Here is an 11,835-nt window from a genome sequence, read left to right as displayed (position 1 = left end):
TCAGCCCTTGCGGGTCTTGACCTCGTCGGTGAGCTGCGGGACGACGTCGAAGAGGTCGCCGACGACGCCGTAGTCGACGAGGTCGAAGATGGGGGCTTCGGCGTCCTTGTTGATGGCGACGATGGTCTTCGAGGTCTGCATGCCCGCCCGGTGCTGGATCGCGCCCGAGATACCGGAGGCGATGTACAGCTGCGGGGAGACGGACTTGCCGGTCTGGCCGACCTGGTTGGTGTGCGGGTACCAGCCGGCGTCCACCGCGGCGCGCGAGGCGCCCACGGCCGCACCGAGCGAGTCGGCGAGGGCCTCGATGATCGTGAAGTTCTCCGCGCCGTTGACGCCGCGGCCGCCGGAGACGACGATCGCGGCCTCGGTCAGGTCCGGACGCCCGGTCGACTCACGCGGGGTGCGCGAGAGGACCTTGGTGCCGGTGGCCGTGGCGGAGAAGGAGACCGTGAGGGCCTCGACCGTGCCCGCGGCCGGAGCGGCCTCGACGGCGGCCGAGTTCGGCTTGACCGTGATGACCGCAGTGCCCTTGGAGACACGGGACCTGGTGGTGTAGGAAGCGGCGAACGCGGACTGCGTGGCGACCGGGCCGGAGTCACCGGCCTCCAGGTCGACGGCGTCGGTGATGATGCCGGAACCGATGCGCAGCGCGAGACGGGCGGCGATCTCCTTGGCCTCGGCCGAGGAGGGCAGCAGCACGGCGGCCGGGGACACCGCGTCGTAGGCGGCCTGGAGCGCGTCGACCTTGGGGACGACGAGGTAGTCGGCGAACTCCGGGGCGTCGGCGGTCAGGACCTTGACCGCACCGTGCTCGGCGAGCGCGGCGGCGGTGTCGGCCGCCCCGTTGCCCAGGGAGAGGGCGACCGGCTCGCCGATGCGGCGGGCGAGCGTCAGCAGCTCCAGGGTGGGCTTGCGGACGGCACCGTCCACGTGGTCGACATAGACGAGAACTTCAGCCATGGGACTTCAATCTCCTGCGTGCGAGGGAGTGCGGGGCGGTGGAAGGAACGGCCGGGGCTCAGATGAACTTCTGGCCCGCGAGGAACTCGGCCAGCTGCTTGCCGCCCTCGCCCTCGTCCTTGACGATCGTGCCCGCCGTGCGGGCCGGACGCTCGGCCGCGGAGTCGACCGCGGTCCAGGAACCGCCCAGGCCGACCTCGTCCGCCTCGATGTCCAGGTCCTCCAGGTCCAGGGACTGGACCGGCTTCTTCTTGGCCGCCATGATGCCCTTGAACGACGGGTAGCGGGCCTCGCCCGACTGGTCGGTCACCGAGACCACGGCCGGCAGGGACGCCTGGAGCTGCTCGGACGCGGAGTCGCCGTCGCGGCGGCCCTTGACCGTGCCGCCGTCGACCGAGACCTCGGACAGCAGCGTGACCTGCGGGACGCCCAGGCGCTCCGCGAGGAGCGCCGGGAGCACGCCCATGGTGCCGTCGGTGGACGCCATGCCGCAGATGACCAGGTCGTAGCCGGTCTTCTCCACCGCCTTGGCCAGCACCAGCGAGGTACCGATGACGTCGGTGCCGTGCAGGTCGTCGTCCTCGACGTGGACGGCCTTGTCGGCGCCCATCGACAGCGCCTTGCGCAGCGCGTCCCTGGCGTCCTCGGGACCCACCGTGAGCACGGTGATCTCCGCGTCGTCCGCCTCGTCGGCGATCTGCAGCGCCTGCTCCACCGCGTACTCGTCGAGCTCCGACAGCAGACCGTCGACGTCGTCACGGTCCAGGGTCAGGTCATCGGCGAAGTGCCGGTCGCCGGTGGCGTCGGGCACGTACTTCACACAGACAACGATCCTCAAGCTCACGCCGGCTCTCCTACTGCATCGTCATTTCTGGGCTGCCTTGTTGCACGCAGCATAGGCGCCTTGTCGGGCGGTTTCCGGTCGGGGACGACCCGGCTCCCGGTGAAATATTACTCGCCAGTACACCCAGTACGTTACCCATAAGCAAGCGCTTGGAACTGTGACGTAGCCAACGGAGCCCGCCCCGCCGCCGCCCTGCTCGCCCTCAGTCTCGCAGAGCCGTGAACCGGCCTCGGTGGTAGACCAGCGGCAGGCCGTCCCCCGAAGGGTCCCCGGCCACGACCTCGGCGATCACGATGCGGTGGTCCCCCGCCGGGATCCGGGCCGCCACCCGGCAGACCAGCCAGGCCACCACTCCCCCGAGCAGCGGCACCCCCTCGGGGCCCCGGCGCCAGTCGGTGGACGGGCCGAACCGGTCGGCGCCGCTGCGCGCGAACGTCGCGGCGAGCTCCCGCTGGTCCTCGCCGAGTATGTGCACGCCCACGTGCCCGGCCTCAGCGATCACCGGCCAGCTGGAGGAGGAGGTGCCCACCCCGAAGGAGATGAGCGGCGGCTCGGCCGCCACGGAGTTGAGCGAGGTCGCGGTGAAGCCGACGGGACCCGCGCCGGCGGCGGTGATCACGGCCACCCCGGCAGCGTGCTGCCTGAAGACGGAACGGAGGAGTTCGGGGGCAGCCGTCACGGGAGTACCGAGACCGGGCGAGGCCGTCATGGAGAGATCCTTCTGCGAGATGGCGTACAGGCCGTGCTTCTTCAGGCACCCGGACAGCGCGCGCCCGCATGGCGCACGAGGTCGAGGTGGACCCGGCCGAAGAGAAGGAGTACTGGCGGCATACCGTCAGAGTGACGATCCGTGGTGTGCACAGTCAAGCCGGTCCCCTCATGTGGGAGATGCGTCATGGTCCGTCACATCACCTGCCCCAGCGCCGCCACGACATCCGCCGTACGCGGCCTGCCCGCCGCACGGCGGACGACGCGGCCCTCCGCGTCGAGCACCAGGACCGTGGGGGTCCGGCTGATCCCGAGGCTGCGCACGAGCGTGAGATGCGCCTCGGCGTCGATCTCGACGTGGGCGACGCCCTCGACCATCCCGGCCACCTGCGCAAGGACGCGCCTGGTGGCGCGGCACGGCTGGCAGAACGCGCTCGAGAACTGCACCAGCGTGGCCCGATCCCCCAGTTCCGCGCCTAGTTGGGCCGCGTCCATGGTGACGACAGCCGTCTCCGGGTCCATCCCTGCCTCCCTCTCCTGAGTCCGCGCAGAAGGCCAGCGCCCTGCGCCCGCGTTACATTCCCGGATGATTCACGTGACAAGAATCTCTCGCCCCGGGCCCTTTGGGGCTGGCCACGGCGTCGCGCATGGGGCACGATCGCCCCAATGCCGAAAACCTACGGCTGCGTAACTTCCGCCGGGAGAACCCTCCCCAGGCACCGAAGAAGGGTCTTCAACCAGATGGCAGAGCTCGTCTATCGGCCGGTCATCGGCGCCGCTCGCACACTGTTCAAGGCGCTCGACCTGAAGATCGACACCCAGGGTTCGGAGCACATCCCGAAGACCGGTGGCGCGGTTCTGGTCAGCAACCACATCAGCTATCTGGACTTCATCTTCACCGGACTCGGCGCCCTGCCGCAGAAGCGGCTCGTCCGCTTCATGGCGAAGGACTCGGTGTTCCGCCACAAGGTGTCCGGCCCCCTGATGCGCGGTATGAAGCACATCCCCGTCGACCGCAACCAGGGCGAGGACGCCTACGCCCACGCGCTCGCGTCGCTGCGCTCGGGTGAGATCGTCGGCGTATTCCCCGAGGCGACCATCTCGCAGTCGTTCACGCTCAAGAGCTTCAAATCGGGCGCGGCACGGCTGGCCCAGGAAGCCGGCGTACCGCTGATCCCGATGGCCCTGTGGGGTACCCAGCGCCTGTGGACCAAGGGGCGCCCGCGCAATTTCAAGCGCAGCCACACGCCGATCACGATCCGGGTCGGCGAGGCCATGGAGGCTCCCGCCGACCAGTACGCGGGCGCCATCACCCGCCGGCTGCGCGAGCGCGTCCAGGAGCTCCTCGAAGCCGCGCAGCGGGCCTATCCCGTGCGCCCCAAGGACGCGGCCGACACCTGGTGGGTGCCGGCGCACCTCGGCGGTACGGCTCCGACGCCCGCCGAGGTGCGCGAGCTCGGCTGATCCGTCGCACGATTCGGCGGAGCCCGGCGGCCGCGGCCCCGGGCTCCGCCGTCGTCGCGTCCTCGCCGCTCACGGCCCGGTCAAAGGACTGCGGCTCGCCTGCCGGCATGGATCTCCCCGCGGAACGCGACGATGCGGCCGGCCGGATCCAGTGTGCTTCCGGTCGGCCGCGTGTCCATGCCGTTACTGCCTGCCCATCTCCTCCTTGAGGGCCAGCAGGAAGGCGTCCACATCGTCCTCGCGGGTGTCGAAGGCGCACATCCAGCGGACGTCTCCGGCCCTCTCGTCCCAGAAGTAGAACCGGAACCGCTTCTGCAGCCGCTCGGTCACCTCGTGCGGCAGCCGGGCGAAGACGGCGTTGGCCTGGACCGGGTGGAGGATCTCCACTCCGTCCACCGCCCGGACCCCTTCGGCGAGCCGCTGGGCCATGGCGTTGGCGTGCCGTGCGTTGCGCAGCCAGAGGTCCCGGGCGAGCAGCGCCTCGAGCTGGACCGAGACGAAGCGCATCTTGGAGGCGAGCTGCATCGACAGCTTGCGCAGATGCTTCATGGCCCGGACGGAGTCCGGGTCCAGGACGACGACGGCCTCACCGAAGAGCGCGCCGTTCTTGGTGCCGCCGAAGGAGAGGACGTCGACGCCGACCGTGTTGGTGAACGTGCGCATCGGCACGTCCAGTGACGCGGCGGCGTTGGCTATCCGAGCTCCGTCGAGGTGCACCTTCATGCCCAGCTCGTGGGCGTGGTCGCAGACGGCGCGGATCTCGTCGGGTGTGTAGACGGTGCCGAGCTCGGTGTTCTGGGTGATCGAGACGACCTGCGGCATCGCCCGGTGCTCGTCCTCCCAGCCGTGCGCCTCGCGGTCGATGAGCTCCGGGGTGAGCTTGCCGTCCGGGGTCGGGACGGTGAGCAGCTTCAGCCCGCCCACCCGCTCCGGGGCACCGCCCTCGTCCACGTTGATGTGCGCGGACTCGGCGCAGATCACCGCGCCCCAGCGGTCCGTCAGGGCCTGGAGGGCGACGACGTTGGCTCCGGTGCCGTTGAAGACCGGGAAGGCCTCGGCGGTCGGGCCGAAGTGGCTGTGCATGATCCGCTGGAGGTGGCCGGTGTAGTCGTCCTCGCCGTAGGCGACCTGATGGCCTTCGTTGGCGAGGGCGAGCGCGGCGAGGACCTCAGGGTGCGCGCCGGCGTAGTTGTCACTGGCGAAACCGCGTATACGCGGATCGTGACGACGTCGCGCGTCGGTCCTTACGGTTGCGGGGTCAGCCACAGACGCTTTCCGTTCACTTCTCCGGCGGGCCTGTCCCAGACTCCGGCGATGGCCTCGGCCAGCTCCGTGACGTCCGTGAAGCCCGCGAACTTCGCATTCGGGCGCTCGGCGCGCATCGCGTCGTGCACCAGTGCCTTGACCACCAGGATCGCAGCTGCCGAGGTCGGGCCCGCGTCACCCCCCGCCTTGCGGAAGGCATCGGCCATGGCGAGCGTCCATGCCTCGGCCGCCGCCTTGGAGGCGGCATAGGCCGCGTTGCCTGCGGTGGGGCTGCTGGCACCGGCCGCGCTGACCAGCACGTACCGGCCCCGGTCGCTGCGCTGGATGGCCTCGTGGAAGGCGAGCGAGGTGGACTGGACGGTGCGGATCAGCAGTTTCTCGAGGTGATCCCAGTCGGTGAGGCTGGTGTCCGCGAAGCCGGCACCGCCACGCCAGCCCCCGACCAGGTGGACCAGACCGTCGACGCGGCCGAACTCCTTCTCCGTCTTGTCGGCCCATTCCCGGGCGGCTGCCGGGTCGAGGAGATCGACCGTGTCTCCGGTGACCGTCGCTCCGCCGTGGGCGTAGCGCGCGGCGTCGACGGCCTCCACGAGCCGCTCGGGGTTGGCGTCGGAGGCGACCACGGTCGCACCCGCCTCGGCGAGCCTGAGCAAAGTGGCGCGGCCCGCGGGCCCCGCCGCTCCGGCCACCGCGATCACAGCACCCTCGAGCACGCCGTCGCCACCCCTGCCTGTTGCGTTCATCGCCACCGCCTCCTCAGAACCCGCGCTCACGCAGCTGCCCGCCCGGCGTCCGCCGCGGTGATCCCCTTGGTGGAGGCGATCACATGCTTCAGCTTCTTCGAGAGCGCCTCATAGAACATGCTCAGGGGAAACTCGTCCGCAAGCACGTCGTCGACGAGCTTGCGGGGAGGCTGGGTCAGGTCCAGGGCGTCCGGGCCCTTGGCCCAGCGAGACCCCGGGTGGGGTGCGAGATAGGTCGCGACCAGGTCGTACGCCGCGAACCAGTGAACGAGCTTGGGACGGTCGATGCCGTCGCGGTAGAGCTTCTCGATCTCTCCGCACAGCTGATTGGTGACCTCCGGGGCACGGTCCCAGTCGATCTTCAGAGTGTTGTCGGTCCAGCGGACCACATCGTGCTTGTGGAGGTAGGCGAAGAGCAGCTGGCCGCCGAGGCCGTCGTAGTTGCGCACGCGCTCACCCGTGACGGGGAAGCGGAACATCCGGTCGAAGAGCACGGCGAACTGGACGTCGCGGCCCTGGCCGAAGCCCTCGGCCTCCAGCTGCACGGCCTCCTTGAAGGCGGTGAGGTCGCAGCGCAGCTCCTCGAGCCCGTACATCCAGAACGGCTGGCGCTGTTTGATCATGAAGGGGTCGAACGGCAGGTCGCCGTGGCTGTGGGTGCGGTCGTGGACCATGTCCCAGAGCACGAACGCCTGCTCGCAGCGCTTCTGGTCACCGAGCATCTCCCGGATGTCGTCGGGCAGCTCAAGACCCAGCAGCTCCACCGAGGCCTCGGTCACCCTGCGGAAGCGGGCGGCCTCGCGGTCACAGAAGATGCCGCCCCAGCTGAAGCGTTCCGGCGCCTCGCGTACGGCGATGGTCTCGGGGAAGAGCACGGCGGAGTTGGTGTCGTAGCCCGAGGTGAAGTCCTCGAAGGTGATGCCGCAGAAGAGCGGGTTGTCGTAACGCGTGGCTTCGAGGTCGGCGAGCCACTCGGGCCAGACCATCCGCAGCACGACGGCTTCGAGATTGCGGTCCGGATTGCCGTTCTGCGTGTACATCGCGAACACGACCAGGTGCTGGAGGCCGTCCGCGCGGTCCTTGGCGGGCTGGAAGGCGAGCAGGGAGTCGAGGAAGTCCGGGACGCCGAAGCCGTCGGCGGCCCAGCGGCGCAGGTCGGTGACGAGCGCGCGGTGGTAGGCGTCGTCGTGCGGGAGCAGCGGGGAGAGCTGCTCGACCGCGGTGATCACACGCTCGACGACGCTGCCGGCTGTTTCCGCGGAAGGGGCTCCGTCAGCGGTGAAGTCGATGGAGCCGTCCTTGGACTGCCAGGGGCGGAGCTCTTCCACGGCACCCTTGAGCGCGGGCCAGGCCGGGTGCTCCACGACCCGCCGGGCGGCATCTGTCGCACCGGCTGCGGTGGCGTGCTCAAGAATTTCCGTCATAACACTTCCTTCACGGGAGAACCTCGCGTCGAGCAACCGTATCCACGCTCGGTTCCTTCAGACAAGTGGAGGGCAGAAAATTATCCTGCCGACCCTCAGTTTCACCGTTATTTTTCCTGCCACACATCCGCGCGACAACTTCTTCCACCGGATGGGAGGGCCAGGGGCCGCCCTGCGCGCAAGAACTGGTTCTCTGGGGGCAGGAGCCGCACGCGGGGCCAGGACGACGGACGGAAGCGGGAGTGCCTTGACTTTTCTCACCATCGGTCATCGCGGGGTCATGGGTGTGGAACCGGAGAACACACTGCGTTCGTTCACGCGCGCGGAGCAGGCCGGTATGGACGCCGTGGAACTGGATCTCCACCTGAGCAAGGACGGCGCGCTCGCCGTCATGCATGACGCCGCCGTGGACCGCACGACGGACGGACAAGGGCTGATCGCCGAGAAGACGCTCCTGGAGCTGCGCGAGCTCGACGCCGGCCAGGGCGAACGGGTGCCCGTCTTCGAGGAGGTGCTCGACGCGATCGGCTCCCCCCTCCAGGCCGAGATCAAGGATGTGGCGGCCGCGCGGGCACTGGCCGAGGTGATGCTGCGACGCGATCTGACCGGCCGCGTCGAGGTGTCCTCGTTCCACGACGCGGCGGTCGCCGAGATCGCGCAGCTCGTTCCGGGCGTGCGGACGGTGCTCGTCGCCAGCCGCTGGGAAGGCGACGTGGTGGACCGGGCGAAGGCGGTGGGTGCGGCGACGCTCGCCCTCAACATCCGCCGCCTCACCCTGGAGGTGGTCGAGCAGGCGCACGCGAAGGGTCTGAAGGTGATCGGCTGGGTGGTCAACACCCCTGACCACCTGCGTCTCGTCCGCGCCCTCGGTCTGGACGGCGCGACGACCGACTACCCGGAGATCCGGCGCGCGGGCCGTTTCACCGCCTGAGGCGCCCCACGGGCCCCGGCTCACCGCCACAGGCTCCCGTGGGGCCCCGGTCCACCGCCACAGGCCCCTGCGGGGCTCCGGCGCGCGTCACAGGTCCCGCGCGCTCTACAGGTCCTTGGCCAGCAGCTCGAACACGAGGTCGTCGCGCTGCGGGACGCCGAAGCGCTCGTCGCCGTACGGGAAGGGCGTCAGCTCCCCTGTGCGGCGGTAGCCCCGGCGCTCGTACCAGGCGATCAGCTCGGCCCGGACCGAGATCACCGTCATGTGCATCTCGCGCACGCCCCAGCCCTCGCGGGCCGCGCGCTCCGCCTCGGCGATGACCACCTTCCCGAGGCCGGCGCCCTGCAGATCCGGCCTGACCGCGAACATGCCGAAGTACGCGGCCTTCCCCCGGTGTTCGAGCTGGCAGCAGGCGACCGGATCGCCGTCCCGCTCGGCCACCAGGATCCGGCCCGAGGGGACCGCGAGCACCTCGCGCACCCCGTCGGCGTCGGTGCGCCGGCCGTGGAGGATGTCCGCCTCGGTGGTCCAGCCGGCCCGGCTCGCGTCGCCCCGGTAGGCGGACTCGACGAGCCGTACCAGGGCCGGCACATCGTCCCCGGTCGCGTCGCGGAAGGTCAGCTCTGTCCGTGCCGTGGCCGGTGCGATGTCCATGAGGCTCTTCTCCGATGGTGTGCTGCCGCCTGTGCGCTCCCGAGACTAACCCGGGCGCGGCCGCCCCCCGCAGGCCCGGGCGCGCTCCCCCCAGTACCCCAATGCGCCCCGGTAGGAGTGCCCGGCACAGGGCATCGATGGGACGGAACCGGCGTGATTCGCCGTAGGGGGAGGTGCACTGTGCACGGACCGGCGCTGTCCGGCTGGCTGCTCATGGTGCTGTGCGGGGCCACAGGGGCGTACTGCCTGCTGCGGGCCCGCGACGGCACACGACGGGAACGCGGATCGGCGCGGGCCGAGGCGCTGATGGGGTTCGGGATGGCCGCGATGGCGGTGCCCGCGGCTCTGCTCACGCTCCCGGGATGGACATGGGTGGTGTACACCGTGGTGTTCGGCGCCGCCTCGCTGCACGCAGCCCTGTACGCCAGGGGCGGTGGCCATCACCTGCATCATCTGGTCGGTTCGCTGGCCATGGTCTACATGGCTGTGGCCATGGCGCCGGGGGCGGCCCACGGCGCGGGCGGCGGCCACGCCGGCCACGGAGCGGGGGCGGCCGGAGGCGCCCCCGTGCTGACAGGAGCGCTGCTGGTGTACTACGCGCTCTACGTCCTGCGCTCGGCAGGACGGCTGATACCGGCCCCCGCTCCCCTCGGCGTGCCGGCCGGCGGTCCGACGGGCCCGGCGTGGGGCGCCCGGCCGGAACTCGCCCTGGCGTGCAGGCTGGCCATGGGCACAGCCATGTTCGCCATGCTGCTCACCCTGTGAGACGACGAGCCCCGCACACGGTGTCGTACGTCACTTGACGCGCGCGGCCATACCCGTGGGCGGCCCCGCGCTCATAGGCTGACGTCCATGTTGGTCTCCCTCGCGTTGCTGCTCCTCGGCGCACTGGCCGCCGTCGTGGCTCCGGGCCTGATGGCGAGGGCACGATGGCCGGAGCGCGAGCCGGTCGTGGCCCTGTGGGTGTGGCAGTGCGTGGTCGCGGGCGTCCTGTTGTCGTTCGGGCTCTCCATGACCTTCAGTGCGGCTGCCGCCTGGCAGGCGGTCCGCGGTCACGTCTTCGCACCCGCCCCGCACGCCGTGGTCGAGGCGTACGCCCTGGGGGCGTACGGGCCGTGGTCGGCGGTCATCGCGGTGCTGCTGGCGTTCGGCGGGGTGTGGACCGCCGCCATGCTCGTACGGGAGATCCACCGGGCCCGGGCACGCCGCAGGCGGCGGCGCACCGACCTGCTGGTCCGCTCCCCGCTGATGCCGGGCGAGGAACCCGGCAGCGGGCGCCTCGTGGTGCTGGAGGGCGAACGGCCCGATGCCTGGTGGCTGCCGGGGGCGGCGCCCCGACTGGTCATCACCACCGCGGCACTCGGCCGGCTGAAGGGGCGTCAGCTCGATGCGGTGCTGGCCCACGAGCAGGGCCATGCGCAGGCACGCCACGACTGGCTCCTGTACTGCTCGGAAGCGCTCGCGACCGGATTCCCGCAGGTGCCGGTGTTCGCCGCGTTCCGTGACGAGATGCACCACCTCGTCGAACTGGCCGCGGACGACGTGGCGTCACGGCGTTTCGGCCGCCTCACGATCGCGCTCGCCCTGGTCGAACTCAACGAGGACCGCGGTGTGTTCGGCCCGGCACCGGCTTCCGGCGCTCATGTGCCGCTCAGGGTGAACCGATTGCTCGCCCCCGTGGAGCGGCTCACCGCGGGCCGTCGGCTGCGGCTGACCGCCGCTGCGGCCCTGGTGCCCGTCGTGCCCCTGCTGGTGGCCTTCGTCCCGGGGCTCAGCGCTCTGGGATAGCCTCACGTGCCGGTCGTGCACGAGGATCATCCCCATGTACTCCCCTCCGCGCACCCGGGCCTTCCTGATCACCGGCCTCGTCTGCGCCTCGCTGTCCCTCGTCCTGACCGTCCTTGTCGCGGTGTCCTGGTCGCCTTTGACGGCGCTGGACACGACGGTGGCCGACGCACTGCACAGCAGAGCGGTGACCGAACCAGGGCTGGTCCAGGTCAACCGGGTTCTGACGGACTGGGTGTGGGACCCCTGGACGATGCGCGTCCTGACCGCAGTCGTCGTGGTCCTCCTGTGGTGGCACGGCTCACGGCTCCTCGCGGGGTGGGTCGCCGCGACCAGCCTGTTCGCCACGCTCGTACAGCAGGGACTCAAGGCGGCAGTGGGCCGGGAACGCCCGCGGTGGCTCGACCCGGTGGACTCGGCGCACTACGCGGCCTTCCCCTCGGGGCACGTCATGACCGCCGCGGTGACCTGCGGGCTCCTCGTGTGGCTGCTGCGCCTGCACGGCGTCCCGTCGTCCCTGTGGTGGGGCTCGCTGGTGCTCGCAGTGATCTCGGTGGCCGGAGTGGCCCTCACACGCGTCTACCTGGGCGTGCACTGGCTGAGCGACGTGGTGGGCGGAACGCTGCTGGGAGGGACCGTGGCCGGACTCTCCGTGGCCGGATACACCGGATACATCCGTCGCACCCGGCAGCCGGCCGGCGAGGAGGACCCGCTCCTGTAGGTGCTCACCGGAGGCGGCGATGATCGGTCACGCGCAGCCCGAAGGCGCACTTTTCGATTTCTCCGGGACCCTTCCCCGGGTCCGGCCCGCGAGGTGGCCCTTCCGGACTCGGACCTCTACGACGCGCTGTACGGCCGCCCTGTCGACCCTGCCGCCCGGCAGCCGTATCCCGAGGCGGCAAAGGTGCTGCGCGGGCTGCGTCACCACGGCGTCGCGGTCGGCGCCGTGCGCAACACCGGCTGGGACCGGCGCGCCGTCTTCCGGGAGCATGGACTGGACGAACCGGCCGATGCGTATGCCCTGTCCTGCGGACACGGCGTCCAGAAGCCCGA

Annotated in this window: 13 protein-coding genes and 1 pseudogene; 6 read left to right on the top strand and 8 right to left on the bottom strand. The window is 70.7% G+C overall.

All coding sequences use genetic code 11. The features are described from left to right. From VN520_RS15170 to VN520_RS15155, 4 genes are all read right to left on the bottom strand, one after another. Positions 1-963, bottom strand: a complete 963-nt coding sequence (locus VN520_RS15170) for an electron transfer flavoprotein subunit alpha/FixB family protein (protein WP_325747438.1) — start codon at positions 961-963, stop codon at positions 1-3. A gap of 58 nt (positions 964-1,021) precedes the next feature. Beyond that, complete coding sequence (locus VN520_RS15165; protein ID WP_325747437.1) at positions 1,022-1,807, bottom strand: electron transfer flavoprotein subunit beta/FixA family protein; 786 nt, start codon at positions 1,805-1,807, stop codon at positions 1,022-1,024. A 202-nt stretch (positions 1,808-2,009) separates the two neighbouring features. Then, positions 2,010-2,516 (bottom strand): flavin reductase family protein, encoded by a 507-nt coding sequence (locus VN520_RS15160; RefSeq protein ID WP_325747436.1) that lies wholly within the window; start codon positions 2,514-2,516, stop codon positions 2,010-2,012. 194 nt (positions 2,517-2,710) lie between these two features. After that, the gene (locus VN520_RS15155) at positions 2,711-3,037 is read right to left on the bottom strand and encodes a thioredoxin family protein (RefSeq protein WP_325747435.1); all 327 of its coding nucleotides are present in this window, start codon (positions 3,035-3,037) and stop codon (positions 2,711-2,713) included. A gap of 219 nt (positions 3,038-3,256) precedes the next feature. Here VN520_RS15155 and VN520_RS15150 point away from each other — a divergent pair, with 219 nt between their 5' ends. Then, positions 3,257-3,979 (top strand): lysophospholipid acyltransferase family protein, encoded by a 723-nt coding sequence (locus VN520_RS15150; RefSeq protein WP_325747434.1) that lies wholly within the window; start codon positions 3,257-3,259, stop codon positions 3,977-3,979. 183 nt (positions 3,980-4,162) lie between these two features. On the opposite strand, the gene VN520_RS15145 is transcribed toward VN520_RS15150, so the two are convergent. Genes VN520_RS15145 through VN520_RS15135 form a run of 3 tightly spaced genes read right to left on the bottom strand, consistent with a single transcriptional unit; the run spans position 4,163 to position 7,412 of the window. Further along, positions 4,163-5,245, bottom strand: a complete 1,083-nt coding sequence (locus tag VN520_RS15145) for a low specificity L-threonine aldolase (protein ID WP_325747433.1) — start codon at positions 5,243-5,245, stop codon at positions 4,163-4,165. Continuing rightward, positions 5,224-5,988 (bottom strand): SDR family NAD(P)-dependent oxidoreductase, encoded by a 765-nt coding sequence (locus tag VN520_RS15140; protein ID WP_325747432.1) that lies wholly within the window; start codon positions 5,986-5,988, stop codon positions 5,224-5,226. The genes VN520_RS15145 and VN520_RS15140 overlap by 22 nt, the downstream gene beginning before the upstream one ends. Before the next feature lie 26 nt (positions 5,989-6,014). Continuing rightward, a complete protein-coding gene (locus tag VN520_RS15135; protein WP_325747431.1) occupies positions 6,015-7,412 on the bottom strand; it encodes a DUF6421 family protein in 1,398 nt (465 codons plus the stop codon). Between the two features lie 280 nt (positions 7,413-7,692). Between VN520_RS15135 and VN520_RS15130 the strand changes: the two genes are divergently transcribed. Continuing rightward, positions 7,693-8,343 carry a glycerophosphodiester phosphodiesterase gene (locus VN520_RS15130; protein ID WP_325747439.1) on the top strand — a complete coding sequence of 217 codons (651 nt, stop codon included), beginning with the start codon at positions 7,693-7,695 and terminating at the stop codon, positions 8,341-8,343. 105 nt (positions 8,344-8,448) lie between these two features. Here the strand turns inward: VN520_RS15130 and VN520_RS15125 are convergent, their stop codons facing one another. Further along, entirely contained in the window at positions 8,449-8,997 is a 549-nt protein-coding gene (locus tag VN520_RS15125; RefSeq protein ID WP_325747430.1) for a GNAT family N-acetyltransferase, read from the bottom strand. A 180-nt stretch (positions 8,998-9,177) separates the two neighbouring features. Between VN520_RS15125 and VN520_RS15120 the strand changes: the two genes are divergently transcribed. From VN520_RS15120 to VN520_RS15105, 4 genes and pseudogenes are all read left to right on the top strand, one after another. After that, on the top strand, positions 9,178-9,762 hold the full coding sequence (locus VN520_RS15120) for a DUF5134 domain-containing protein (protein ID WP_325747429.1): 585 nt from the start codon (positions 9,178-9,180) through the stop codon (positions 9,760-9,762). Between the two features lie 87 nt (positions 9,763-9,849). Next, complete coding sequence (locus VN520_RS15115) at positions 9,850-10,785, top strand: M56 family metallopeptidase (RefSeq protein WP_325747428.1); 936 nt, start codon at positions 9,850-9,852, stop codon at positions 10,783-10,785. A gap of 34 nt (positions 10,786-10,819) precedes the next feature. Next, positions 10,820-11,503 (top strand): phosphatase PAP2 family protein, encoded by a 684-nt coding sequence (locus VN520_RS15110; RefSeq protein ID WP_325747427.1) that lies wholly within the window; start codon positions 10,820-10,822, stop codon positions 11,501-11,503. A gap of 93 nt (positions 11,504-11,596) precedes the next feature. Beyond that, positions 11,597-11,835: pseudogene (locus tag VN520_RS15105) on the top strand (hydrolase); the annotation flags it as partial.

Source organism: Streptomyces sp. (genome assembly GCF_035563135.1).
In the GTDB taxonomy this organism is placed as follows: Bacteria; Actinomycetota; Actinomycetes; order Streptomycetales; family Streptomycetaceae; genus Streptomyces.
This window is presented reverse-complemented; position numbering and strand designations above follow the sequence as displayed.